The sequence below is a fragment of the Streptomyces flavofungini genome (genome assembly GCF_014650815.1).
GTDB classification, from domain to species: Bacteria; Actinomycetota; Actinomycetes; order Streptomycetales; family Streptomycetaceae; genus Streptomyces; species Streptomyces flavofungini.
The window spans coordinates 396,801-421,073 of sequence record NZ_BMVR01000006.1 but is presented as its reverse complement, the minus strand read 5'-3'; the positions used below and the strand labels follow the sequence as shown (position 1 = coordinate 421,073).

Below are 24,273 nucleotides of genomic sequence, written 5' to 3'. Positions count from 1 at the left end.
CGAGTCGTGGGTACGCGCAGTCAGTGGGCCGCCGGAAGAGCGGGCCACCACCAGTTCTGGGTCGAGTGCGCGAACATGCCCCGCACCCTAGCGCACGTCGGGCGTCGGCCGGCGGCGCGTCTCAGGAGCGCGTCGTCAGTCCGTCTCAGGCCGTGCCGTCAGCACGTCCAGGGCCTCGTCCAGATAAGCGCCGAACTCGTCCTCACCGGGCAGCACCGACGGCGCCGCGTGCCCGAGCTGGGCGTGGCCCAGATAGACCGAGTACGCGAGCAGCCCGCGGCGGCGCGCCTCGGCCGCCGGGAAGCCGAGGGCGGCGAAGAGCTCGGCGACGTACGCCACCCGGCGCTCGGTGACCCGTCGCAGGGCCGCGGCGACCTTGGGGTGCGAGGCGGTCGCGAGCAGCGAGACCTCCAGCGGGTCGGCGGCTGCCGAGCTGATGGCCTCGGCGAACAGCAGCCGGACGCGGACGCGGATGTCCGGCTCGGCCTCGACCTCGCTGATGATCCCCTCGGTGTTGATCTCCGCCCAGCGGTCGAGTGCGGCCTCGATGAGGGCGTCACGGTTCGCGAAGTGCCAGTAGAAGCTGCCCTTGGTGGTGCCGAGCCGGACCGCGAGGGGCTCCACGGCGACGGCGGCGAGCCCGCCCTCACCGATGGCCGTGAGCGCGGCGTCGGCCCAGTCCTGGGCGGACAGCCGGGGCTTCGCCGGGGCCTTCCGCGCGTCCGGGGCCGTCGTCCTCCGCTGCCGTTGCGCCATGACCATACGGTACCGTACGGTTGACCATACGCCAGCGTATGGAGGTGCGGCATGGGTGTCGTACGCAATGAGCACGAGCGCGTGATCGAGGCTCCGGCGGCGGCCGTGGGGGCGCTGTTCGACCGGCTCTCCGCCGCGGACGACCCGATCTTCCCGACCCCGGCCTGGCCCGCGATGACCTTCGACCGGCCGCTCGGCGTGGGCGCGGTCGGCGGCCACGGACCGGTGCGGTACCGGGTCACCGCGTACGAACCGGGGCGCCGCGTCCGCTTCGGCTTCACCGAGCCGGAGAACGGCTTCCACGAGATCTCCGTGGCGCCGCTGGGGGAGCGGCGCTGCCGCCTGCGGCACGTCCTGGAGACCGAGCCGCGCGGCCGCGAGCGGATCCTGTGGCCGACAGTGATCCGGCCCGTGCACGACACGATGGTCGAGGAGGTCCTCGACAACGCCGAGCGGGTGGCGACGGGCCGGTGCGCGCACCCCGTCCGCCGGTCGCGGTGGGTGCGGCTGCTGCACGCCCTCGACTGGCACCGGCCCGGGACGGTCGCCGTGCCCGCGGGCGCCCGGCTGCTGCGCGGCGCCCTCGACCGGCCCGCCTACCAGGACGCGTACCGCATGCCGATGCTGCCCGGCCTGCCCCGCGACCCGCGCGCCTGGTCGCACATGCTGCGCGAGGACTTCCCCGTCCTCGGGTGCGCCGACGGGGAACTGCTGCTCCGGGTCGACGTCGCGGGCGTGACGGCACGCGCCTCGATCCTCGTCGACGACGCGCACATCACCCTCAGCACCTACGCCCGCCCCGACACCCCGCGCGGCCGCCTCTACTGGGGCGTCGTCCGCCTCGCCCACCCCTTCATGGCCCGCCTGATGCTGCGCCGCACCCATCGCGCGCTGGCGCTGGCGGCGCCGAGCGCGGGGGAGCGGGAGAGGCGGGCCGTGACCGCGTGAGGGCTCGGCCGTTTCACTTCCTGAGATGCCCTCTCCTCGCTCGCGCGGGGGTGGCCCCAAGCTCAAGACCCTGCTGCGGATGGGGGCGGTGTCCTCCCCGTGTGTGCGGGGTCGCCGGGGGTGCGGCCTCTTGGGCCGCACCCCGGTCGTCTCATCTGACGGGCGGAGGCGAAACCACTGAGCGCGACCCCGTAAGGTTTACGGGGTGACCGTGAACGCTGATTCCCAAGCCGTCGCCGCCAAGGCGACCTGGCGAGACCTGCCCGCGGCGCAGCAGCCCGAGTACCCCGATGCCGAGGCTCTGCGCGATGTGATCGCGGACCTCGAATCGTATCCCCCGCTGGTTTTCGCGGGTGAGTGTGACCAGCTGCGTGCCCGTTTGGGAGCCGTCGCCAAGGGCGAGGCGTTCCTCCTCCAGGGTGGCGACTGCGCCGAGTCCTTCGACGCCGTGAGCGCCGAGCACATCCGGGCCAAGCTCAAGACCCTGCTCCAGATGGGCGCCGTCCTCACGTACGCCGCCTCCGTGCCGGTCGTGAAGATCGGCCGGATCGCCGGGCAGTACTCGAAGCCGCGCTCCAAGCCGACCGAGACCCGCGACGGCGTCACCCTGCCGACGTACCGCGGCGACTCCGTCAACGGCTTCGACTTCACCGAGAAGGCCCGGATCCCGGACCCCGAGCGCCTGAAGCGGATGTACAACGCCTCCGCGTCCACGCTCAACCTGGTGCGCGCCTTCACCACCGGCGGCTACGCCGACCTGCGCCAGGTGCACGCCTGGAACCAGGACTTCGTGAAGTCGTCCCCGTCCGGGCAGCGCTACGAGCAGCTCGCGCGCGAGATCGACAACGCGCTCAACTTCATGCGGGCCTGCGGCACGGACCCCGAGGAGTTCAAGACCGTCGAGTTCTTCGCCTCGCACGAGGCGCTCCTGCTCGACTACGAGTCGGCGCTGACCCGCGTGGACTCGCGCACCGGCAACCTGTACGACGTGTCGGGCCACATGGTCTGGATCGGTGAGCGCACCCGTCAACTGGACGGCGCGCACATCGAGTTCGCCTCGAAGATCCGCAACCCGATCGGCATCAAGCTCGGCCCGACGACGACGGCCGAGGAGGCGCTGCGCTACATCGAGCGCCTCGACCCGGACCGCGAGCCCGGCCGCCTGACGTTCATCGTCCGGATGGGCGCGGACAAGATCCGCGACAAGCTCCCCGAGCTGGTCGAGAAGGTCACCGCGTCCGGCACCACGGTGGCCTGGATCACCGACCCGATGCACGGCAACACCTACGAGGCGGCCTCCGGCCACAAGACCCGCCGCTTCGACGACGTGCTCGACGAGGTCAAGGGCTTCTTCGAGGTCCACAAGGCGCTCGGTACGCACCCGGGCGGCATCCACGTGGAGCTCACCGGCGACGACGTCACCGAGTGCGTGGGCGGCGGCGACGAGATCTTCGTCGACGACCTGCACCAGCGCTACGAGACGGCGTGCGACCCCCGGCTCAACCGCAGCCAGTCGCTGGACCTGGCGTTCCTGGTGGCGGAGATGTACCGGGACCAGTAGTCGTCGATGAACGACCAGTAATGCCTGGTGGCCCGGATATTCCCGGTGCCACGGGCGTGGGGCGCGGATCCATGTGATCCGCGCCCCACGTGCGTATCCCGGGCTTTTGCGCAGCCGAAGGCGCGGGTAAGGTTAGGTTAGCCTCACCGATCAATCGGGACGGCATGGCCCATGGATCCCGCACGGGAGGTGAACCGCGTGTACGTCTGCAACTGCTTCGGGGTGACCGAAGAACAGGTGAAGAAGCACGCGGAGGGCGGCGCCTGTACTCCCCGGCAGATCGCGTCGGCCTGCAAGGCGGGCACGGACTGTGGTTCGTGCGTACGCCGCATCCAGGCCCTGCTCGGCCGGGGCGCGTGCCCGCGGCGGGAGCTGGTGGACCAGGGCGAGCCCGCGGTGGCGCTGGTCCCGGAGGCGGAGCTGCCGAAGATTCCGGGGATTCCGGCCGCGCCGGTGCCGGGTCGGGAGCTCCCGGAGGCGGCCTAGCTCTCCGGCTGCTCGATGAGCTGCGCGATGTACAGCGGCTCGCCGAGCTTCTCGACCAGTTCGAGCTGGGTGTCGAGATAGTCGATGTGGTGTTCCTCGTCGGCGAGGATCGACTCGAAGATGTTCGCGGATGTGATGTCGCCCTTGGCGCGCATCACCTCGATGCCGCGCTTGAGGCGGTCGATCGCCTCCACCTCGACCTGGCGGTCCGCCTTGAACATCTCCGTGACGGTCTGGCCCACGCGCACATGGAACAGCCGCTGGTAGTTGGGCAGACCGTCGAGGAACAGGATCCGGTCGGTCAGCACCTCCGCGTGCTTCATCTCGTCGATCGACTCGGACCGGGTGTATTTGGCGAGCTTCGTCCAGCCGAAGTTGTCCTGCATCTTGGCGTGCAGGAAGTACTGGTTGATCGCGGTCAGCTCGGCGGTCAGCTGCTCGTTGAGAAATTCGATGACCTCGGGGTCGCCCTGCATCGCAGAGGCTCCTTCCAAGCGGGTGACTGGGCAGGTCCGCGCATCTTTGCACCGGCATCCGGGGCCGTCCAGTAAGTGCATGCTTAGTAGGAGTTGCCCGAATCCACGTATACCTGGTCACGTCCACCGCTCGCCGTCTGTCAGGATGGAGCCATGGGTCAGCCGGTGGGTCGCACATCTCGAGACGTGGCGGAACCGGAGCTTCCGCCGGGGCAGCGACTGCAGCGCGGCTGGCCGGTCACGCACTACGGTCCGGTGCCCAAGTTCCGCCCCGAGCGCTGGGAGTTCAGGGTCTTCGGCGCCACCGCCGACGGTGAGAAGCGCTGCTGGACCCATGAGGAGTTCTCGGCCCTGCCGCACAGCACGGTGGTCGGGGATCTGCACTGCGTCACGAAGTTCAGCATGCTCGGCGCCGAATGGGGCGGGGTGCTCGCCCGCGACCTGCTCGCGCTCGCGCCGCCCGCGCCCAACGCCACCCATGTCATGGTCTGGGCCGAGTACGGCTTCAGCTCCAACCTGCGCATGGCCGACTTCGCCTCCGAACGCACGATTTTCGCCACCCACAAGGGCGGCGAACTCCTCACCGCGGAGCACGGTTTCCCGCTCCGGCTGGTGGTGCCCCAGCTCTACGCCTGGAAGGGCCCGAAGTGGGTCCGCGGCGTCGAGTACATGACGGCCGACCGCCGCGGCTTCTGGGAGGAGCGGGGGTACCACAACCTCGGCGACCCCTGGCGGGAGCAGCGGTACTCGTACCAGGAGGAGCCGGGGGACGGCCCGGAGCTGTAGCCGCTCCGGGCCGGTGCCCGGGTGGGGTCAGTGGTGGTACTGGTGGACCACCGCGTGGCCCTTGCCGCGGCCGATCATCCACTTGTTGACCGGGGTGGTGATCACGAAGGCGGCGGCCAGGGCGATGGCCAGGACGGTCCAGAACATCGCGTCCGCGAGGTGGGCGTCCATGGCGCCGGGCCACAGGGCGATCACGCCGTTGTCGATCAGTTCCATCACGGCGATGGAGAGGGTGTCGGCCGCGAGCGCGACCTTGACGGCTGTCCGGAAATCGACGCCCGACTTCAGGATGCCGCGCAGCGTCAGCGCGTAGCCGAAGAAGAACGCGAGGGCGATCGCGAGGATCATCGTCGGCACGTTGCCCCAGCCGAGCGCGGTGCCGATCACCATGCCGAGGACCTCGCCGATGGCGCAGCCGGTGAGGCAGTGCAGGGTGGCCTGGGCGGCCATGGACCAGCTCACCTTGCCCATGCCGTGGTGCCCGCTGTGGCTGTGCCCCTCATGCCCGCCGTGGCCCTCGTGGCCGGTGTGCGTGTCGTGCTGCATGAGAAATCCCCCAACGTCGAAGAGCGGCTCCGGCACTGACAGGAACCGTATACCCCAGGGGGGTATTCCTCAAGAAGGAAGGGTCATGCGTCCCGCAGCTCCTTCAGGCGGGCCACATCGGCCGCGTGCCCCTCCTTGCCGCCCGGCGTCTCGATGACCAGGGGTACGCCGTCGGTCGCCGGATGAGTCATCAGCTCGCGGAACGGGTCGGCGCCGATGTGGCCGGAGCCGATGTTCTCGTGCCGGTCCTTGTGGGCGGCGACGACGTCCTTGGAGTCGTTGGCGTGCACCAGCTTCAGGCGGCCCGGGCCGACCGTGTCCACGAGCAGGTCGAGGGTCTGCTTCATGCCGCCGGGCCCGGCCAGATCGTGCCCGGCCGCGAAGATGTGGCAGGTGTCCAGGCAGACGCCGAGCTTGGGATGGGCGTCCAGGGCCTCGAAGTACGGCCCGAAGTCCCAGGTGCGGGAGCACAGCGAGGCGCCCTGCCCGGCGGTCGACTCCAGGAGCAGGAACGGGTCGTCGTCGTGCGTCAGCTCGTCCAGGAGCGGCAGCACCCGCTCACGCACCTGGCGCAGCGCCACCTTCCGCTCCCGGCCGCCCGTCGCCGAACCGGTGTGCACGACGACCCCGAGCGCGCCGATCTCGCGGCCACGGCGCAGCGAGTGCCGCATCGACTCCACGGACTTCTCCACCGTCGCCTCGGTGTGCGAGCCGAAGTTGATCAGGTAGGGCGCGTGTACGTAGGCGGGGATGCCCTCGGCCGCGCAGGCGGCGCGGAACTCCTCGTCCTGCCGGGGGTTGCCGGGCGGGGTCGCCCAGCCGCGCGGGTTGGCCACGAAGACCTGCACGGTCTCGGCGGCGAGGTCGCGCGCGTAGGCGAGGCCCACGGAGGCGAGGCCGCCCGCGACGGGGACGTGGCTGCCGACGGGGTTGCGGCGGGCTGGGGCGGTCAGGGGGGTGCGGGGGGAGTCGGGGGACTTCTCGGTGCTCACGCGGTCCAGGGTGGCACGGGGCGAAGGCGGCGCCGGGCGCGGGGCCGCTCCGTGGATCGTGGCCGAATCCCGCCGGGCGGGTGCCGCACGGATCGTGGCCGGGTTCCGCCGGGCGGGTGCCGCACCGATCGTGGCCGGGTTCCGCTGAGCACGTGCTCAGCGGAACCCGGCCACGATCCTCAGGCCCTGGCTCAGCCGATCTTGATGGTGATCGTCGACCCCTTGGGAGCCTTGTCGCCGCCGTCCACCGACTGGTCCTTCACCTTGTCCGCGAAGATGTCGAGCAGGCCGCGGTCCTCGTCGACGTCGAAACCGGCCTCTTCCAGCTTGTCCTTGGCGTCGTCGACGCTCATGCCCTCGACGTCCGGGACCTCGACCAGCGGCGGGCCCTTGGAGATGGTCAGCGTGACCGTGTCGCCCTCGGAGAGCTTCTTGCTCGGGTTCGGCGACTGCTCCAGGACATCGCCCTTGTCCTCCTCCTCGGAGGTGACCCGCTCCGGGGCGATCCGCACCTTCAGACCGGCCTCCTCCAGCGCGTCGCGGGCATCGCTCTCGGACTCGCCGGTGACGTCGGGCGGCTGGACGGCGCGGCCCTTGCTGACGACGATCGCGACGGCCGAGCCGGCCTTGCGGACCTTCCCGGCGCCCGGGTCCGTGCTGATCACGGAGCCCTTCTCGACGTCCTCGCTGAAGGACTTCGTGACCATGCCGGCCCCGAGGCCCGCGTCGTCGAGCTGGTCCTTCGCCTTGTCCAGGGGCGTGCCTTCGAGGTCCGGCACCTTGACGGTCTCCGGGCCGAGGGACACGGTCAGCGTCACCTTGCCGTTGTGCCGGATGCGTTCGCCGACATCGGGGTCGGTCGCGATGACCGTGCCGCGCTTGTCGGTGTCGCTGTACGCGCGCTTGACCTTGCGCACGTCGAGACCGGCGTCGTCGAGCCGCTTGCGGGCGTCGGCCTCGGTCTTCGCGAGGAGGGCGGGGACCGTCGTGAACTGGCCCGAGTTGATGTACCAGACGCCCGCGCCGAGCCCGAGGACCAGCAGGACGGCGGCTATCGCGGCGGTCATCCCGCGACGGGTGTTCAGGCGCTGCCGGAGCCGCGCCGCGGGGGACGCCGGGGACGCCGGGGGCGGTCCGGGCGGCGGGGTCCGCAGCACGCTGGTGTGGTGGAGCCCGTCCTGCCGGGGGTCGGGCTCCTGCCGCAGGGCGGCGCGCGGATCCGCGGGGGTCCGCGGCTCCTGTCCGATGGGCAGGGGCAGCTGTACGGAGCGTGCGGCGCGCGGGATGACGCTCGTACGGTCCTCGGAGCCGCCGTGCCCGTTGCCGCTCTCGGCCTCGGTGCCGCGCGCCTGCGGGGGTATCGCGTCCAACTGCGCCTCGGTGAGCGCGAACCGCGCCTCGCGGAGCTGCCCGAGGAGGGCCACCGCGTCGTGGGGGCGCAGGTCGGGGTTGCGCGCGGTCGCCGACGCGACCAGCTCGTCGAGCTCGAAGGCGAGGCCCGGTACGGCGGCGGAGGGCGGCGGTACGTCCTCGTTGAGGTGCTGGTAGAGGACCTGGGCGGGGGAGTCGCCCTGGTGCGGCTTGGCGCCGGTGAGCATTTCGTAGAGGACGACCCCGGAGGCGTACACGTCGACCCGGGTGTCGGCCGTGCCGTGCTCGATCTGCTCCGGAGCGAGGTACGAGACCGTGCCGAGGACCGTGCCCGTGGTGTTCGTGACGGAGTCCACGGCCCGTACGAGGCCGAAGTCGGCGACCTTCACCCGGCCGTCGTCCCCTATGAGGACGTTCTCCGGCTTCATGTCGCGGTGCACGAACCCGGCGCGGTGCGCGGCGCCGAGGGCGGCGAGCACGGGCTCCAGGATGTCCAGGGCGGCGCGGGGGCGCAGGGCGCCGCGCTCGCGCAGTACGTCGCGGAGCGTGCACCCGGCGATGTACTCCATCGCCAGATACACGTACGCGCCGTCGGTGCCCTGGTCGAAGACCCCGACCACGTTCGGGTGCGCGAGGCGGGCCACCGACTTCGCCTCGCGGATGAAGCGGTCGACGAAGGTGGCGTCGGCCGCCAGCGTCGGGTGCATCACCTTCAGGGCGAGCACGCGGTCGAGGCGGGTGTCCACGGCCCGGTAGACCGTGGCCATCCCGCCGACCGCGATCCGTCCGTCGACGCGATAGCGGCCGTCGAGCACCTGCCCGACGAGCGGGTCCTTGAGGGTCGTGTCCACGGGGGGAGTCTACGAGGCGCCGCATCGGGTCCGGCCCCCGCGGGCTCCGGACCAGCGAGACTGCAGCGCACCTGTGACCGACGCCGAACGCCCCCGTGCGGGCGCCGGAGGTTCAGAACGCGGGGCGTTCCGGGTCGAGGGCCGCCCGGCCCTCCGTAGGTGAGGAGGCCTCGGCGAAGTGGCGGCGCGGGATGCGGCCGCCCAGGTGCGCGAGGCGGCCCGCCAGGACGCCGTGGCGCATCGCCTCGGCCATGAGGACGGGCTCCCGCGCCCGCGTCACGGCCGACGCGAGCATCACGCCGGCGCAGCCCAGCTCCATGGCGAGCGCCGCGTCCGACGCCGTACCGGCCCCGGCGTCCAGGATCACCGGCACGCTCGCCTGCTCCACGATGAGCTGGAAGTTGTGCGGGTTGCGGATGCCGAGCCCGGAGCCGATGGGGGAGCCGAGCGGCATGACGGCGGCGCAGCCCACGTCCTCCAGCTTGCGGGCGAGCACGGGGTCGTCGTTGGTGTACGGCAGGACGGTGAAGCCGTCGTCGACGAGGGCCTCGGCGGCGTCGAGGAGTTCCACCGGGTCGGGCAGCAGGGTGCGCTCGTCCGCGATCACCTCCAGCTTGATCAGGTCGGTGCCCAGGGCTTCGCGGGCGAGCCGCGCCGTCAGCACGGCCTCGCCCGCGGTGAAGCACCCGGCCGTGTTCGGCAGCACGCGGATGCCGAGCCGGTCGAGGACGGACAGCACGGAGCCCTGGACGCCGGGGTCGAGCCGCCGCATCGCGACCGTGGTCAGCTCCGTCCCGGAGGCGCTGAGGGACCGTTCCAGGACGTCGAGGCTGGGCGCACCGCCCGTACCCATGATCAGCCGCGACGACAGGGTGAGGCCGCCGATGACGAAGGGGTCGTCAGCCATGTGCGTCAGCCTCCCTGGACGGCGGTGAGGACTTCGACCCGGTCGCCGTCGCTGAGCGCGGTGGCGGCCCACTCCGCGCGCGGGACGACGGTTTCGTTGAGGGCGGCGGCGACACCGGAGTGCGCGGTGGACAGTTGGGCGACGACGGTGTCGAGCGTGGTCCCGGCGGCCACGTCTCGTACTTCTCCGTTGACGGAGACGGCCAGTGCGGCGAACGGCGTGGTCATGCGGACAGCTCCGTGAGGTGCTCGGGGGAGGGAGTGGTCGTGGTGAGCGGCTGCGGACCGGAGGCGAACCGCTCCGGCGTGAACGCCCGCGCCTCGTCCGGCAGTTCACCCGTGGTCAGGGCGTGCGCCAGGACGTCCCCGGTGACGGGCGTCAGGAGGACGCCGTTGCGGTAGTGGCCGGTGGCCAGGTGCAGACCGGGCAGCGCGGTGGGGCCGAGGAACGGCGCGTTGTCGGGGGAGGCGGGCCGCAGTCCGGCGCGCGTCTCCGTGAGCGGCAGCTCCGTGATGCCGGGTACGAGTTCGTGGGCGTCGCGCAGCAACTCGTACACGCCCCCCGCCGTGACCGTCGTGTCCCAGCCCAGCTCCTCGCTGGTCGCGCCGACGACCAGCTCACCGCTGACCCGCGGCACCAGGTAGACGTGGCTGCCGCGGACGACGGCGCGCACCGTGCGGCTCAGGAACGGCGCGTACCGCCCCGGCACCGTCAGCCGCAGCACCTGCCCCTTCACGGGCCGCACCGGCGGCAGTACGGCGGCGGGCACCCCCGCGAGCCGCCCGCTGAGGCTGCCCCCGGCGAGCACCGTCTGCCCGGCGGCCAGCGCGGTGCCGTCGGCGAGCACGACACCGGTGGCCCGGTCCCGTACCAGCGAGAGCTCCCGCGCCCACGCGCGCGTGAACCTCACCCCGGCCTGTTCGCAGGCCACGACGAGCGCGGCCGCGAGCCTGCGCGGGTCGACCTGATGGTCGTCGTCGACGCGCAGCCCGCCCCGCACCCCCGGAGCGAGCATCGGTTCGAGCCGTCGGCACTCGCGGCCGTTCAGCCACTCCGGGGTGAGCCCCGACCGCTGCTGGAGGGCGTGCAGTTCGCGCAGGTGGGCGCGGTCGTCGGAGTCGAGGGCGACGGCGAGTGTGCCGCACGCGCGGTAGCCGACGTCGTGCCCGGTCGCTTCCGTCAGCTCGGCCACGAAGTCCGGATAGCGGCGCGCGGAGGCCAGGTTGAGGCCGAGCAGGGTCTGCTCGCCGTGGTGGAGCTCGGTGACGGCGGCCAGCATGCCCGCCGCGACCTGCGCCGCGCCGCCGCCCGGCTCGGGGTCGACGACGGTGACGGCGAGACCGCGCTGCGCGGCCCGCCAGGCGGTGACGAGCCCGATGACACCACCACCGATGACGAGGACGTCGGTGCTCGTCGTCGCACGGGTACGCGGACTCGTCGTTGAATTCGTCCTCGTATCTGGACTCGTACTCGTATCTGGACTCGTACGGGAACGCATGGGCGTCCAGCCCCTCCCTTCGCCGGCATGACCCGGATCAGGTTCGTACGGTCGGAGGCCGTCCCAGCCTCCCTCTCAGCCCGGTGCGTCCGGGCTCCCGCGAGTGCTCTGCACGGTCAGCGTAGCCCGTCGTCCCGCGGGCAGTTAAGCCCGTCGTGTCCACGGGCGGGGGTGCCGTCCTACAGTTGATCGGGTGAGCGATGAGCAGAAGCAGGTGGAATCGGGGCGGCGCGTCGTGATCGTCGGCGCCGGGATGGCCGGGGTGCGGTCGGCGGTGGCGCTGCGCGAGCAGGGGTTCACGGGCACGGTCACGCTGATCGGCGCGGAGCCCCATCAGCCGTACGACCGGCCGCCGTTGTCGAAGGCGGTGCTGCTCGGCAAGGCGGAGGGCTCGGCCTTCGACATCGACTTCGAGGCCCTCGGCATCGAACTGCGGCTCGGCGTCGACGTCACCGGCGTCCGCCCCGCCGACCACGAACTGGACACCGAGGCGGGCCCGGTCGCGTACGACACCCTGGTCCTGGCGACCGGTGCCGAACCGATTCGCCTGCCCGGCTCCGAGGGCGTCCCCGGCGTGCACCTGCTGCGCACCCTCGACGACGCCGAGCGGCTGCGGCCGGTCCTCGCCGAAGGGCAGGACGTCGTGGTCGTCGGCGCGGGCTGGATCGGCGCCGAGTTCGCCACGGCGGCCCGGGACGCGGGCTGCCCGGTGACCGTGGTGGAGGCCGCCGACCGCCCGCTCGCGGGGGTGCTGCCCGCCGAGGTCGCGGCGCCGATGACGGCTTGGTACGCGGACGCCGGGGCCGAACTGCGCACCCACGCGCGCGTGGAGCGCGTCGAGCCGGGCGCGGTGTTCCTCGACGACGGCACGCGGCTGGCGGCGGGTGCCGTCGTCGTCGGCATCGGCGCGCGGCCCGCGACGGCGTGGCTCGCGGGCTCCGGCATCGCGCTCGGAGCCCACCGCGAGGTCCTGGCCGACGACCATCTGCGCACGTCCGCGCCCGATGTGTACGCGGTCGGCGACTGCGCGTCCTTCCCTTCGGGGCGGTACGGGGAGCGCCTGCTCGTGCACCACTGGGACAACGCCGTCCAGGGCCCGCGCACGGTCGCCGCCGACATCATCGGCGAGAGCCCGGCGGCCTACGACCCGGTCCCGTACTTCTGGTCCGAGCAGTTCGGCCGCTTCGTCCAGTACGCGGGCCACCACGCCCCCGGCGACGACCTGATCTGGCGCGGCGACCCCACGACCCCCGCCTGGTCGGTCTGCTGGCTCCGGGACGGCGCGCTGTCAGCCCTCCTCGCGGTGGGCCGCCCCCGGGACCTCGCCCAGGGCCGCAAGCTGATCGAGTCCGCGACCCGCCTGGATCCGGCCTTGGCCGCGGACCCGGCTGTGCCCCTGAAGCGCGCCGTCACGTCCTGACCGCCCCGCCGCCGGTCACCCCGAGGACCACGGGCCCCACGTACCCCCAGGGGGCACAGGAGGGCGCACCCGCACCCCATCCCCGCTACCGGCCCCCGGCCAGAAATGGCACGCTTGATCCGTGACCGAGATTGACGCAAAGACCGATGCTCTCGTACCCGCCTGGCTGCACCTCCCCGACATCGCAGAGATGCTCGACGTCGAGGTGACGCGCGTGCGCCAGCTGGTCAAGGAGGGCCAGCTGATCGCCGTGCGCCGCGGTGAGAACCGCGCGCTCCAGGTACCCGCCGCCTTCATCGACGGCGACAAGGTGGTCAAGGGCCTGGTAGGCACCTTGACGCTCCTGCGGGACGACGGCTTCACCGACGAAGAGGCGCTGGAGTGGCTCTTCACCCCCGACCCGACCCTGCCCGGCACCCCCGCGCAGGCCCTGAGCGAGAATCGCGGGACGGAGGTGAAGCGCCGCGCGCAGGCGCTCGCCGTCTGACCTGAAACAACCGTCCGGCGTACGGGCCGGGGCCGGAGCTCCGGCCCCGGCCCGTACGCCACCGACACGGGGGGACCTCTTCATGGCCACCGACACGGCGGGCGCCTCCGCGCGCGCCCGGCTCGCCGACGCCCTGCTCTACCTGTGCGTCGACGCGCGCAAGCGCCAGGGGGACCTCCCCGAGTTCCTGGACGCCGTCCTCGCGGGCGGCGTCGACATCGTGCAGCTGCGCGACAAGGGCATGGAGGCCGCGGAGGAGCTGGACCACCTCCAGGTCTTCGCGGACGCCTGCCGCCGCCACGGCAAGCTTCTCGCGGTGAACGACCGCGCGGACGTCGCCCACGCCGTCGGCGCCGACGTGCTGCACCTGGGCCAGGGCGACCTGCCCGTGCCCGCGGCCCGCGCCATCCTCGGCGCCACCAGCGACGACGTCCTCGTCGGCCGCTCCACGCACGCCGAGCACGAGGCCGCCGCGGCCGCCGTCCAGGACGGCGTGGACTACTTCTGTACCGGCCCGTGCTGGCCGACGCCCACGAAGCCGGGCCGCCACGCCCCGGGCCTCGACCTGGTCCGGTACACGGCCGCGCTCGGCACCGACCGCCCGTGGTTCGCCATCGGCGGCATCGACGCGGGCAATCTGGACGAGGTCATCGAGGCGGGCGCGCGCCGGGTGGTGGTCGTCCGCGCCCTCACGGAGGCGGACGACCCCGGCGCCGCCGCCGCGGACTTCGCGAAGCGCCTGCGTACGGCCTGACGGCCACCGTGCCCGCACTTCTGTGCGCCCCACCCGGTATCCGTACGCCTGTTTGAGCAACCCCCCCATGGTGTCCGATGCGTGGACAACAAACCGACTAACGGGACAAATGACCAACGTGCGGTTGGGGGACCGCCCCAGCCTGGCTAACCTGCCGGTATGGCCCTAGGCACTGCTTCCACCAGGACTGACCGCGCACGCACCGTGCGTGACATGCTCGCGACCGGCAAAACCACGTACTCGTTCGAGTTCTCGGCGCCGAAGACCCCCAAGGGCGAGCGGATCCTGTGGAACTCGCTGCGCCGCGTCGAGGCCGTCGCACCCAGCTTCGTCTCCGTGACGTACGGTGCCGGCGGCTCCACGCGCGCGGGCACGGTGCGCGAGACCCAGCAGATCGTCGCCGACTCGACACTGACGCCCGTCGCCCACCTCACCGCCGTCGACCACTCCGTCGCCGAACTGCGCAACATCATCGGGCAGTACGCGGACGCCGGGATCCGCAACATGCTCGCGCTGCGCGGCGACCCGCCCGGCGACCCGATGGGCGACTGGGTCAAGCACCCCGAGGGGCTGACCTACGCCGCCGAACTGGTGCGGCTCATCAAGGAGTCGGGCGACTTCTGTGTCGGCGTCGCCGCCTTCCCGGCGATGCACCCCCGCTCCGAGAGCTGGGAGACGGACGTCGCGCACTTCGTCGACAAGTGCCGCGCGGGCGCCGACTACGCGATCACCCAGATGTTCTTCCACCCGGAGGAATACCTGCGCCTGCGCGACCGCGTCGAGGCGGCCGGCTGCGGGACGCCGATCATCCCGGAGATCATGCCGGTGACGAACGTGCGCCAACTGGAGCGATTGCCGCAGCTCAGCAACGCGGACTTCCCGCCCGAACTGAAAGAGCGCATCCTCAGGTCCCAAGACGATCCCGCCGCTGTACGCTCCATTGGCATCGAGTTCGCGACGGAGTTCTGCGCGCGGCTGCTGGCCGAGGGCGTGCCGGGGCTGCACTTCATCACCTTGAACAACTCCACGGCGACGCTGGAGATCTACGAAAACCTGGGCCTGCACCACCAGCAGGCCTGACCGGTCGTACCCCTGGGGCCGCGGCCGCAGGGGAGAGGGGCGTACATGGGCTGGACGGTCCTCTACATCGCGTTCGGCGGAGTCGCGCTGTGGCTGCTCGGCGAGGTACTGCTGCAGTACAAGGCGCGGCTGCGCTGGCGGCTGCTCGCGTTCGTCGGCTTCCTCGGTGTCGTCATCGGCGTCCTGATGCCGTCGGTCGTGGTCATCGCCATCGGCGCGATCGCGTTCGCCACGGGGCAGACATACGTGACGCTCTCGTTCCGCCGCGGCTTCTCCACGGGCTGGGCGCTCGGCGGGCAGCCCGGCGCGAGCAGGCGGCGCAGGGGTTCCGGCTCCCGGGCCGCCGACGCGGAGCCGACGCTCCAGGTCTCCGACCTCGAGTACGAGGCCGCCGCCGGGCCCGGCGCGCCCGCCTCCGACCTCCTGGAGCAGCAGCCCTCCGGGTCCGGTGTGTACGAGCCCGAGCCCATGCCCGACGACACCGGGCAGTACGGCGTCTACAGCGACGCGGCGTACGCACAGGCCGCCGCCGGTGACGGCTACGGCTTCGACGGCTACCCCCCGTACGACCCGCAGGGCGCCCCGGCACAGCAGGAGCAGCAGGACTCGCTGCACTTCGCCTACGGAGAGACCGGCGAGCAGCGGTACGCCGCCTACTCCGACCCCTACATCGGCCCGCAGACCTACGGCGCCCAGCCCGGCTACGACACCTACGCCGACCCGCAGTCGTACGCGCCCTACGGCGGCGACACCTACGGCGGCGGCTACCAGGACACCCCGCCCGGCGGCGTCTGGGTCCCCCACCAGCGCACCAGCGAGCCCGCCCCGCCCTACGGCGCGGAACTCCCGCCCGAGCAGCCCGGCTACCCGCCGTTCCAGGGGGAGGGGCTGCCGCAGGAGCCGGGCCAGTTCGGCTATGAGCCGGGGGTCAATGGGGAGCAGCAGTACCGGTACTGAGCGGGGCAGTGGTACTGGGTCGGGGTGACGGCACCGAGCCGGTGCCGCCCGCATACGCGAAGACACGCGTGATCCAGTCAGTGTCCTGGAAGTGGGACGGCAGTGCCGCCCACACACGCGAAGGTGCACGACAAGCCGGGCGCGGCCCCGGGCGGCACGCTCGGTGCCGCCCGCACGCGCGCGGGTCCGCCGAGGGCGCGGCGGCTCGCTCAGCACACGAAGGTCCGCCGCACGCACGGCGGCTCCCTCACTGCGAGCCGCGGAACTCGGGTCCCTCCACGATGAGTCCGGCGGCCAGCGTGCCCGACATGCCCGCGTGCGGCAGTCCGCCGCCGGGGTGCGACCAGCCCCCGACCGCGTAGAGCCCCGCCACGGCGGTGCTGTTCGCCGGATGCAGATACCGTCCGCCCGCGGCGGCGAGAACGGGGGCCGGGACCGCGCCGCCGTCGGCGCCGGTGGCCTCGGCCACGTGCGCGGGCGTGCGGACCTCGTGCCACAGCAGACGGTCGTCCAGGCCGGGGACCACCGCGGCCGCGCGGGCGATCAGCCGCTGTACGGCCGCGTCGGTGACCTCGGCGCCCGCCGGGACCACGGCGGTCAGCGTCACGGCTTCGTGCTCCGCGTCCGGCGTGGCCATGGGGTCGTCCGGGCGCAGGACGGTGAGGGTCGGGGTGCTGGGGAGGCCGGGCCGAGGGCCGTTGCCGTGGGTGGTCCCGGGGCCGTCGCCGTTGCCGGACGCCTCGGGGGGCCCGAAGACGCGGTCCAGTTCGTCCGCGCGGTCGCCGGTGTGCAGCACCGTCCGGTGCGGGGTGTCCTCGGTGCGGGCGCCACGCAGGGCGAGCAGCACGGTGAGGCGGCTGGGGAGACCGGACTGCGCGGGCACGTCCTGGGGGGCGCGGGCGGGCGTGCCGGACAGCATCCCGGCCAGCGCGCCGGGCGCCACCCCGGCCACCACGAAGTCCGCGTCCACGACGGTCCCGTCCGCCAGCTCGACGCCCGCCGCGCGCCCGTCCTTCTCCACGATCCGCACGACGGCCGACCCGAACGCGAACTCCACCCTGCGCGCGCGGCAGCGCTCGTACACGGCGGTCGCGAGGGCCCGCATGCCGCCGCGCGCGGACCAGGTGCCGAAGGTCTGCTCCAGATACGGCAGGACGGCCGCGCTCGCCGGGACGGTGCGCGGATCCAGGCCGTGTCCCAGCGCGAAGTGCTCCAGGAGCGCGGTCAGCCGGGGCTCGCCGCCCAGCTCGAACTCGGCGACCTGGGCGAGCGTGGCCGCGCGCCGCTCACGGCGCAGCAGGCGCTTCTGGGCGACCGAGGGGTAGGGCTCGCGGTCGGCGAGCACCTCCCAGTTCGGCCACAGGGGCTCTTCCAGGAGCGGGCGGCGGGTGCGGTCCCAGGCCTCCCGCGCGCGGTTCATGAACGCCGCCCAGCGCGCGCCCGCGCCCGCGCCGAGCGCGCCGTCCAGGGCCTCGCCGACGCCCGCGCGGGAGGCGTTCGGCAGGTCCGCGGTCGTGCCGTCGGCGAAGACGTGGCGGACGGCGGGCTCGACCTGGGACAGCTCGACGCAGTCCTCCAGGGGCTGCTTGCCCGTCTTCACGAACAGGTCGCGGTAGACCGCGGGCAGGTGCAGCAGCGCCGGGCCCGTGTCGAAGCCGAAGCCGTCGCGCTCCACGCGGCCGAGCGCGCCCCCGTACGTCCCCGCGCGCTCGTGCACCACCACCCGGTGGCCCGCGACGGCCAGCCGGGCGGCGGCCGTCATGGCGCCCATCCCGGCGCCGATCACCACAATCCGTGCCATGCGAGGGACTTTATCGGCCCCCACTGACAACGCCGTCGGCGCCCGCCACCGGCCCGGATTCCGGACCCGGCCCGCGGCCCGCCGGGCCCCGCGGCTCACTCGATCCCGAGGCCCGCTCAGCCCTGAGGCCCGCTCAGCCCTGAGGCCCGCTCAGCCCAGCGGCCTGCTCAGCCCAGCGGCCCGCTCAACGCCGCGTCCCGCTCAGCCCGGTGGTCGCCCCGCCGCCAGCCTCCGCTCCTCCCGCCGCTGCGCCCGGCGCCGCAGGAACCGCCGGATCCGGTGTGCGAGGAAGAGCAGCAGCACGAGCCCGGTGACGAGCAGCACGGCCGCGATGATCGCCGCGGCCTCGGGGTGGAACATCGCGAAGCTGACGATCCCGCCGACCCCGAGGTCCTCGGCGGTGCTCAGGACGAGGTTGCTGAACGGCTCGGGGGAGGTGTTGACCGCCATCCGCGTCCCGGCCTTGACGGCATGGCTCGCGAGGGCCGTCGACCCGCCCACCGCGCCCGCCGCCAGGTCCGACAGCGAACCGCTCTGCCCGGCCAGCAGCGCGCCCACCACCGCCCCGGACGTCGGCCGGATCACCGTGTGGACGGCGTCCCACACCGAGTCCACGTACGGGATCTTGTCGGCGACGGCCTCGCAGGCGAAGAGCACGCCCGCGGTGATGAGGACGCCGGGGCTCTGCAGCGACTCCGGGACCTCGTCGGACAGGCCCGTGGCCCCGAAGACACCGAGGAGCAGGATCACCGCGTAGGCGTTGATCCCGCTGGCCCAGCCACTGGTGAACACCAGGGGGAGTACGGACACGGCGTGATCGTAACCAGCGTGGCGCGATTCGGCCTGGGCACGGACACCCACGTCTGAGTATCCGTACCTAGGCACGGAGATGAGTACGCGCACGGATGGGACCCGACCTGCGGGGACGGGAGAGTGAGGGCACGGAGAAGGGCGCGGCACCGGCACCGCCGACACGGGGCGGCGGAACCGGGCGGCGCCCTTGGCCGCTCCTCCCGCCTCGCCCGTGGTGGGAGCGAGACACGGGGGCGACCGGGGGACGACCACGGGGGTCGCGCGGGGGAATGCGACAAGCGCCGGTCCGGTGGGGCCTGGGACATCCAGGCCCCACCGGATCGGCGCCGCGTGACGCCTGCGAACGGGTGAACGAGCCCGCGGTGTCCGACGGGCCCTGTGCCCCCTGTACGAGCCCTCAGCGCCCAGGAGCGCCCCCGTCACCTCCCGCCGCTCACCCGCCCCTGCAGCAGCCGCGACAGCGCCGCGTGCACGTCGTCGAGTGAGCGCTCCGGCTGGAACGACTGCCAGTCCAGGGCCGCCACCAGGACCATGCCGACGAGGGCGGCCGCCGTCAGCGGGATGTCGATCTCCTCGCTCAGCTCGCCGTTCTCGACGCCCGCGCGGAGCACGTCCTCGACGACGGCCACGGCCTGCTGGCGCACGACCATGAGCGTGGACTGCCAGGCGCGGTTGGTGCGCCACAGCTCGGCTACGTAGAGCTGGGTGAAGGCCGGGTAGCGGTCGATGAAGACGAGGCCCGCGCGGATCATCGCGTCCAGGGCGTCGACGTTGCGGCCGCCCTCCAGGGTGGCCTCGTCGGCGGCCTGCTTCAGGGATGCCGTGAGCAGGCCGACGCCGTGCCGCAGCAGCTCTTCGAAGAGGACCGATTTGCTGGCGAAGTTGTAGTAGACCGTGCCTTTCGCGACGCCCGCCCGCTCGGCGATCTCGTCAACTGTCGTGGCGGAGAAACCCTGTTCCGCGATGAGGGTGACGGCGGCTTCGTAGAGCTTCTGCCGCGTGGCCTCGCGCCGCGAGCTGCTCGCACTGCTTTCCATGAGCTTGATTTTCACAGGTTCCGCGGCGTTCACAGGCTCAGCTCCGGATGCAGCCGGTCCAGGGTCCACACCTGCTTGCGGCGCGCGGAGACGGCGGTGAGCGCGAGGGCGCCCACGGTGAACGCCGCCAGGACCGCGCACGCCGTCCACACCGGGCCGAGACCGCCGCCCGTGATGAGCCGCCGCAGGGCGTCCACGACGTGCGTCATCGGCAGGTACGGGTGGATCGCGCCGAAGAACGTCGGGCTCGTCTGCACCGGATAGGTGCCGCCCGCGGAGGTCAACTGGAGCATCAGGAAGGCGAGGACGAGGATGCGTCCGGCCGCTCCGAAGCGCGCGTTCAGCCACTGCACGATCGCCGCGAAGCAGCCCGTCACCAGGATCAGGAAGCCGATCGTCCCGGCCGCCCGCTCCATCTGCAGGCCGAGCCGCCAGTGCAGGACCGACATCAGCGCCGCCACTTGCAGCGTGCCGAGGGCGGCCACCGGGAGCCAGCCCGCGAGCGCGATGCGCCAGGCGGGGGCGCCCGCTGCGAGCGCGCGCCGGTTGAGCGGCTGGATCAGCATGTACGCCACCATCGCGCCGACCCACAGGGACAGCGGGATGAAGTACGGGGCGAAGCCCGTGCCGTAGTTGGGCGCCTTGTGCAGCGACTGCGAGGCGAGCTGCACGGGGTCGGCCATGACGTCGGTGCGCCGGTCGCGGTCCTGCTTGTCGTAGTCGGGGATCTTCTTGACGCCGTCGTGCAGCCCGCCCGCGAGCTCCTGGGAGCCGTCGGCCAGCTTGAACATGCCGCCGTCGAGGTCGGTCGCGCCGGTCTTCAGCTTGCCGACGCCCGTGTCCAGGTCCGTGGCGCCGGTCTTGGCCGTACCGAGGCCCGTGTGCAGCTTCTTGGCGCCCTTGGCGACGTCTCCGGCGCCCGTGTTGAGCGCGTTGACGTCCCGGACGGTCTTCTCCAGGTTCTCGTCCAGGTGCGGGGCGCGGTCGGCGAGGCCCTGGGCCTTCTTCTGGAGGGTGGCGAGGTTCGTGTCGAGGCTCTTCAGGTCGCCGTTCTGGTCCGCGACGAGCGTGTTCACGTCCGCCGAGACGGTCGAGACGTCGGCCGCGACCTCCTTGGCCTTCTTCAGCTTCGGGCACCAGGCGGGGGCATCGGCGGTACCTTGGCACTGCTCTTCGTAGACGCCGTTCAGGGCGGCCGACGCCTCCTTGGCCTCGGTCGCCGCCTTCGGAGCCCGCTCGACGAGGGTGCTCAGGTTGTGCCGCACCGCGCGGGAGGAGTCGGCGACGAGCTGGGCGCTGTCGCCGAGCACCTTGCCGTTGTCCTTCAGGTACGGCCGCACCTTGGCGGCGTCGCCGTTGACGCGGTCGGCCAGCTTCTGGGTGCCGTCCGCGACGCGGCGTGAGCCGTCCTCCAGGTCGCCCGCTCCGGTGTGCAGCTTCCGTACGCCCGAGGCGAGGTCCCCGCTGCCGTCCTTGGCGTTCTTCAGGCCGTCGACGAGGTCCTTGGAGCCCTTCTTGGCCTTCCCGATGCCGCCTTCGAGCTTGTCGGCGCCCTTGGCGGCCTCCCGCGTCTTGCCGTGGATGTCGGAGAACGAGATGAAGATCTTGTCGAGCATGTTCCGCGACGCCTTCGTGGAGGCGGCCGTGCGCACCTCGGAGAAGACCGTCCGCGAGATCTGCCCGACGATGTAGTTGTTGGCGTCGTTCGTGCGGACCTGCAGGGCGCCCGTCTCCGGCGCGTCACCCGAACTGGACCCCACCCGCTTGCTGAAGTCCGACGGCATCGTCAGCGACAGGTAGTACGTGCCGTCCTCGACGCCGTCGCGGGCCTCCGCGGCGCTCACCTCGTGCCAGTCGAAGGTCTTGCTGTCGCGCAGCCGCTCGGTGATGCCGTCGCCCGCCGTGAGCTTCTTGCCGTCGACGGTGGCGCCCTTGTCGTCGTTCACGAGGGCCACGGGGATCTTGTCCAGGCGGCCGTACGGGTCCCAGAAGGACCACAGGTACAGCGCCCCGTACAGCAGGGGCAGCAGCAGGAGCGCCACGAGGGCCGCGCGGGGCAGCCGACCCCTGCCGAAGCGCTTGAGCTCAAGCGCGGCGAGCTTCGGCGACCGCATCGGCCGTCTCCTTGTCGTCGTCGGTGTGGTGTCCGTCGTTGCCGGTGTCCGGGGTGCCTGGGGCGTCCGGAGCGTCCGGGGTGTCCAGGGCGTCCGGGCTGCCCGCGTGGCGTACGCCGGCGTCCGCGCGCGGGGCGGTCGATACGACGACCGCGTCCTCCGGAGCCGCACTGCACACGGCCACGACGGTCGTGCCGTTCGCGGCGATGGACCTCAACAGGTCCCAGGCGGCATCCCGTTCGGCGTCCGACAGCTTCAGGTCGGTGTCGTCGACGCCGAGCAGCCGGGGCCGCGCGATCAGGGCGAGCGCCACGGAGAGCCGCAGCGCCTCCAGCCGTTCCAGATCGCGTACGGCGGTCCGGGAGCCCTTGGGCAGCGCCTCGACGTCGAGCCCGGCGGCCCGCAGAGCCGTGTCGATCCGCAGCCGGGACTCGGTCGCCCGCTCCTTGCGCGGCCGCAGCAGCCCGCGCAGCGCGCCCTCGAACCGCCGCTCCAGGAAGGCCCGTTCGCGCAGGTGCTCGGCCACGGTCAGGGCGGGGTCGAGGTCGGTGACGCCGGGGACGGGCCCGAGCCCGCTGATCCGGCGCACGGCGGCCAACTGCTTGGGCAGCCGGTACCGGCCGACGGTCGCCGTGCCCTCGGTGGCCCGCATCCGCCCCGTGAGGGCGAGCAGCAGACAGGTCCGGCCGGAGCCGGACGGCCCCTCGACCGCGATGAGCGCCCCGGGCTCGGCCTTGATCCCGATGCCGCGGAACGCCCAGCCCCGCGGTCCCTTGAGCCCGAAACCCGCCGCGCTGACGGCGGCGCCGTGCGGACCGTCCACGGTCCCCCCTCGTCCGAGTCCTCGAAGCCCGGCGGGCCCGAGTTTTTGAACTGACTGGTCAGTTCAAAAACTATCGCGAACCTTCGAACGAGGCAAAAGAGCAGGTCAGGGCGGATTGTCAGTGGCGTACTCCACGATGGGCACATACGGCCACTGCGCCGTCACACAGACGACAGGAGGTTCGTCATGGCCAGTTCTCACGCCGCAGCCGCACACCGGCGCCGCGCCCTCGGCCCTGCCCCCTCACTGACCGGTCCCGCCAGCGACGTCCACCCGGTGCTGCGCCGGGCCTCGGCCCCGCCCGCCGCCCTCGAACTCCTCGCCCAGGCCCGCGCCGGGCTCGACGAGGCGGCACGCCTGGACACATCGAACGAGCGCTACGCCACCGCCCACCTCGCCGCCCTGCGCACCGCCGCCGCGGTTCTCGCCGCCCGCGGCCGCCCAGAGCTCAGCCCGCGCCGCAGGCAGCGCATCCGGAGCGCCTGGGAAGTGCTCCCCGAGATAGCACCCGAACTGACCGAGTGGAGCGCTCTGTTCGCCTCCGGCGCCGCCCGCAGGGCCCGCGCCGAGGCGGGCATCGAGGGCGCCGCCACCGTCCGCGACGCCGACGACCTGCTGCGGGACGTGGCGATGTTCCTGCGCCTGGTCGAGCGCATGCTCGTCCTTCAACCCGTGCTGCCCCAGCCGAGAAAGGAGCCGCCGGACGTCGGCTGACCCGGGGGCGGATCCGCGGGCGCGACCCACGGCCGAAGGCGGGCTGACCCGCACGGACGCGTGCGGGCCGACCCGGTGGGACGGATGACGGGGCACGGCCGCCAAGGCAATAGGCTGGGGTCGCCCGCAACCGAACAGCCCGCCGTAGATCAGGCGGAGCCGCGCCGAGGAGTCAACTGCCGTGTCGGACCCGATGCGCCCGCCCGTCTCCCCCCGCAAGCCCGAAACGGCGTCGCTGCGCTCCGACCCCCCGCGTCCGCGCGCTTCGCTCCGTACGGCCGTGGTCTGGGACGTCCTCAAGGACGCCCTGGACCGCCGGGTCAAGGCCACGGGGCAGGAGCCGGACGGCGCGGCCGCCCTCGACGTGCTCGACACCGGCGGCGGCAGCGGCAACTTCGCGGTGCCCGTCGCCCGCCTCGGCCACCGCGTCACGGTCGTCGACCCCAGCCCGAACGCCCTGTTCGCGCTGGAGCGCCGCGCCGCCGAGGCCGGTGTCGCCGACCGCGTGCGCGGTGTGCAGGGCGATGTGCACGGCCTCTTCGACGTGGTCGAGCGCGGCGGGTACGACGCCGTGCTCTGCCACGGCGTCCTGGAATACGTGGACGACCCGGCCGACGGCGTGCGGAACGTGGTCGGCGCCCTGCGCCCCGGCGGCGTGCTGAGCCTGCTCGCCGCGGGCCTCGGCGGCGCCGTGCTCGCCCGCGCCCTCGCCGGCCACTTCAGCGAGGCCCGCCGCGCGCTCGACGACCCGGCCGGACGCTGGGGCGAGGGCGACCCGGTGCCGCGCCGCTTCACCGCCGACCAGCTCGCCGAGCTGGTCGCGGGCGCGGGCCTGCGCGTCGGTGCCGTGCACGGCGTGCGCGTCTTCGCCGACCTGGTCCCCGGCGTGCTCGTGGACACCGAGCCCGGCGCCCTGGAGGCCCTGCTCAAGCTGGAGGCCGCCGCCGCCGAGCTGTCCGCGTTCCACTCCGTGGCCACCCAGCTGCATGTGCTCGGTGAGACGCCCGGGGCGGCGGAGGGCACCGCGACCGGCGAGGCCTGAGCGCCGACGGCCCTGTGGGGCCCCTGGGGCGGCCGGGAACGGCTCGCTGATCA

25 protein-coding genes and 1 riboswitch are annotated in these 24,273 nt (G+C 72.8%); of the genes, 11 read left to right on the top strand and 14 right to left on the bottom strand.

What is annotated here, in order from left to right; genetic code table 11:
• Window positions 1–20: 20 nt before the first annotated feature.
• Both IE274_RS40390 and IE274_RS18335 read right to left on the bottom strand, forming a co-directional pair.
• Window positions 21–77 (bottom strand): trp operon leader peptide, encoded by a 57-nt coding sequence (locus tag IE274_RS40390; protein ID WP_190117052.1) that lies wholly within the window; start codon window positions 75–77, stop codon window positions 21–23.
• 58 nt (window positions 78–135) lie between these two features.
• Window positions 136–762, bottom strand: a complete 627-nt coding sequence (locus IE274_RS18335) for a TetR/AcrR family transcriptional regulator (RefSeq protein WP_372447012.1) — start codon at window positions 760–762, stop codon at window positions 136–138.
• Window positions 763–807: 45 nt separating this feature from the next.
• On the opposite strand from IE274_RS18335, the gene IE274_RS18330 reads away from it, so the two are divergent.
• From IE274_RS18330 to IE274_RS18320, 3 genes are all read left to right on the top strand, one after another.
• Entirely contained in the window at window positions 808–1,704 is an 897-nt protein-coding gene (locus IE274_RS18330; RefSeq protein WP_190116859.1) for an SRPBCC family protein, read from the top strand.
• A gap of 205 nt (window positions 1,705–1,909) precedes the next feature.
• Complete coding sequence (locus tag IE274_RS18325) at window positions 1,910–3,265, top strand: class II 3-deoxy-7-phosphoheptulonate synthase (RefSeq protein ID WP_190116858.1); 1,356 nt, start codon at window positions 1,910–1,912, stop codon at window positions 3,263–3,265.
• Between the two features lie 171 nt (window positions 3,266–3,436).
• On the top strand, window positions 3,437–3,751 hold the full coding sequence (locus IE274_RS18320) for a (2Fe-2S)-binding protein (RefSeq protein ID WP_229909626.1): 315 nt from the start codon (window positions 3,437–3,439) through the stop codon (window positions 3,749–3,751).
• Here the strand turns inward: IE274_RS18320 and bfr are convergent.
• Window positions 3,748–4,227, bottom strand: a complete 480-nt coding sequence (gene bfr / locus IE274_RS18315; protein ID WP_190116857.1) for a bacterioferritin — start codon at window positions 4,225–4,227, stop codon at window positions 3,748–3,750. The two genes, IE274_RS18320 and bfr, sit on opposite strands and share 4 nt — an antisense overlap.
• Window positions 4,228–4,380: 153 nt before the next feature.
• On the opposite strand from bfr, the gene IE274_RS18310 reads away from it, so the two are divergent.
• The gene (locus tag IE274_RS18310; RefSeq protein WP_190116856.1) at window positions 4,381–5,013 is read left to right on the top strand and encodes a sulfite oxidase-like oxidoreductase; all 633 of its coding nucleotides are present in this window, start codon (window positions 4,381–4,383) and stop codon (window positions 5,011–5,013) included.
• Between the two features lie 27 nt (window positions 5,014–5,040).
• Here IE274_RS18310 and IE274_RS18305 read toward each other — a convergent pair whose 3' ends face one another.
• From IE274_RS18305 to thiO, 6 genes are all read right to left on the bottom strand, one after another.
• Entirely contained in the window at window positions 5,041–5,559 is a 519-nt protein-coding gene (locus IE274_RS18305; protein ID WP_190116855.1) for a DUF4396 domain-containing protein, read from the bottom strand.
• A gap of 83 nt (window positions 5,560–5,642) precedes the next feature.
• Window positions 5,643–6,551 (bottom strand): deoxyribonuclease IV, encoded by a 909-nt coding sequence (locus IE274_RS18300; protein ID WP_229909625.1) that lies wholly within the window; start codon window positions 6,549–6,551, stop codon window positions 5,643–5,645.
• Between the two features lie 191 nt (window positions 6,552–6,742).
• Window positions 6,743–8,773 carry a Stk1 family PASTA domain-containing Ser/Thr kinase gene (gene pknB / locus IE274_RS18295; RefSeq protein ID WP_190116854.1) on the bottom strand — a complete coding sequence of 677 codons (2,031 nt, stop codon included), beginning with the start codon at window positions 8,771–8,773 and terminating at the stop codon, window positions 6,743–6,745.
• A 112-nt stretch (window positions 8,774–8,885) separates the two neighbouring features.
• The gene (locus tag IE274_RS18290; RefSeq protein ID WP_190116853.1) at window positions 8,886–9,680 is read right to left on the bottom strand and encodes a thiazole synthase; all 795 of its coding nucleotides are present in this window, start codon (window positions 9,678–9,680) and stop codon (window positions 8,886–8,888) included.
• Between the two features lie 5 nt (window positions 9,681–9,685).
• The gene (thiS, locus tag IE274_RS18285; RefSeq protein WP_190116852.1) at window positions 9,686–9,907 is read right to left on the bottom strand and encodes a sulfur carrier protein ThiS; all 222 of its coding nucleotides are present in this window, start codon (window positions 9,905–9,907) and stop codon (window positions 9,686–9,688) included.
• Window positions 9,904–11,178 (bottom strand): glycine oxidase ThiO, encoded by a 1,275-nt coding sequence (gene thiO / locus IE274_RS18280; RefSeq protein ID WP_190116851.1) that lies wholly within the window; start codon window positions 11,176–11,178, stop codon window positions 9,904–9,906. Before thiO ends, thiS begins: the two co-directional genes overlap by 4 nt.
• A riboswitch (TPP riboswitch) is annotated at window positions 11,176–11,289 on the bottom strand. (Overlaps the previous gene by 3 nt.)
• Before the next feature lie 142 nt (window positions 11,290–11,431).
• Here thiO and IE274_RS18275 point away from each other — a divergent pair.
• The 5 genes from IE274_RS18275 (at window position 11,432) to IE274_RS18255 (ending at window position 15,876) form a co-directional block, all read left to right on the top strand.
• A complete protein-coding gene (locus tag IE274_RS18275; RefSeq protein WP_229909648.1) occupies window positions 11,432–12,598 on the top strand; it encodes an NAD(P)/FAD-dependent oxidoreductase in 1,167 nt (388 codons plus the stop codon).
• Window positions 12,599–12,719: 121 nt separating this feature from the next.
• The gene (locus IE274_RS18270) at window positions 12,720–13,085 is read left to right on the top strand and encodes an Rv2175c family DNA-binding protein (RefSeq protein ID WP_030363015.1); all 366 of its coding nucleotides are present in this window, start codon (window positions 12,720–12,722) and stop codon (window positions 13,083–13,085) included.
• An 82-nt stretch (window positions 13,086–13,167) separates the two neighbouring features.
• Window positions 13,168–13,839 carry a thiamine phosphate synthase gene (thiE, locus tag IE274_RS18265; protein ID WP_190116849.1) on the top strand — a complete coding sequence of 224 codons (672 nt, stop codon included), beginning with the start codon at window positions 13,168–13,170 and terminating at the stop codon, window positions 13,837–13,839.
• A 159-nt stretch (window positions 13,840–13,998) separates the two neighbouring features.
• Window positions 13,999–14,919, top strand: a complete 921-nt coding sequence (metF, locus tag IE274_RS18260) for a methylenetetrahydrofolate reductase [NAD(P)H] (protein ID WP_190116848.1) — start codon at window positions 13,999–14,001, stop codon at window positions 14,917–14,919.
• Between the two features lie 45 nt (window positions 14,920–14,964).
• Window positions 14,965–15,876 carry a hypothetical protein gene (locus IE274_RS18255; protein WP_190116847.1) on the top strand — a complete coding sequence of 304 codons (912 nt, stop codon included), beginning with the start codon at window positions 14,965–14,967 and terminating at the stop codon, window positions 15,874–15,876.
• Window positions 15,877–16,123: 247 nt separating this feature from the next.
• Here the strand turns inward: IE274_RS18255 and IE274_RS18250 are convergent, their stop codons facing one another.
• The 5 genes from IE274_RS18250 to IE274_RS18230 all read right to left on the bottom strand — a co-directional run bounded on the left by IE274_RS18250 (window position 16,124) and on the right by IE274_RS18230 (window position 22,464).
• Window positions 16,124–17,677, bottom strand: a complete 1,554-nt coding sequence (locus IE274_RS18250; protein ID WP_190116846.1) for a phytoene desaturase family protein — start codon at window positions 17,675–17,677, stop codon at window positions 16,124–16,126.
• A gap of 201 nt (window positions 17,678–17,878) precedes the next feature.
• Window positions 17,879–18,487 carry a DUF4126 domain-containing protein gene (locus tag IE274_RS18245; RefSeq protein ID WP_190116845.1) on the bottom strand — a complete coding sequence of 203 codons (609 nt, stop codon included), beginning with the start codon at window positions 18,485–18,487 and terminating at the stop codon, window positions 17,879–17,881.
• Between the two features lie 422 nt (window positions 18,488–18,909).
• Window positions 18,910–19,527 (bottom strand): TetR/AcrR family transcriptional regulator, encoded by a 618-nt coding sequence (locus IE274_RS18240; RefSeq protein WP_190116844.1) that lies wholly within the window; start codon window positions 19,525–19,527, stop codon window positions 18,910–18,912.
• A 29-nt stretch (window positions 19,528–19,556) separates the two neighbouring features.
• Window positions 19,557–21,641: a YhgE/Pip family protein gene (locus IE274_RS18235; RefSeq protein WP_190116843.1), complete on the bottom strand. Its 2,085-nt coding sequence runs from the start codon at window positions 21,639–21,641 to the stop codon at window positions 19,557–19,559.
• A complete protein-coding gene (locus tag IE274_RS18230) occupies window positions 21,613–22,464 on the bottom strand; it encodes an ATP-binding cassette domain-containing protein (protein WP_190116842.1) in 852 nt (283 codons plus the stop codon). The genes IE274_RS18235 and IE274_RS18230 overlap by 29 nt, the downstream gene beginning before the upstream one ends.
• Before the next feature lie 186 nt (window positions 22,465–22,650).
• Between IE274_RS18230 and IE274_RS18225 the strand changes: the two genes are divergently transcribed.
• Both IE274_RS18225 and IE274_RS18220 read left to right on the top strand, forming a co-directional pair.
• Window positions 22,651–23,178, top strand: a complete 528-nt coding sequence (locus tag IE274_RS18225; RefSeq protein WP_190116841.1) for an SAV_6107 family HEPN domain-containing protein — start codon at window positions 22,651–22,653, stop codon at window positions 23,176–23,178.
• A gap of 181 nt (window positions 23,179–23,359) precedes the next feature.
• Complete coding sequence (locus IE274_RS18220; RefSeq protein ID WP_190116840.1) at window positions 23,360–24,220, top strand: methyltransferase; 861 nt, start codon at window positions 23,360–23,362, stop codon at window positions 24,218–24,220.
• Window positions 24,221–24,273 lie beyond the last annotated feature (53 nt).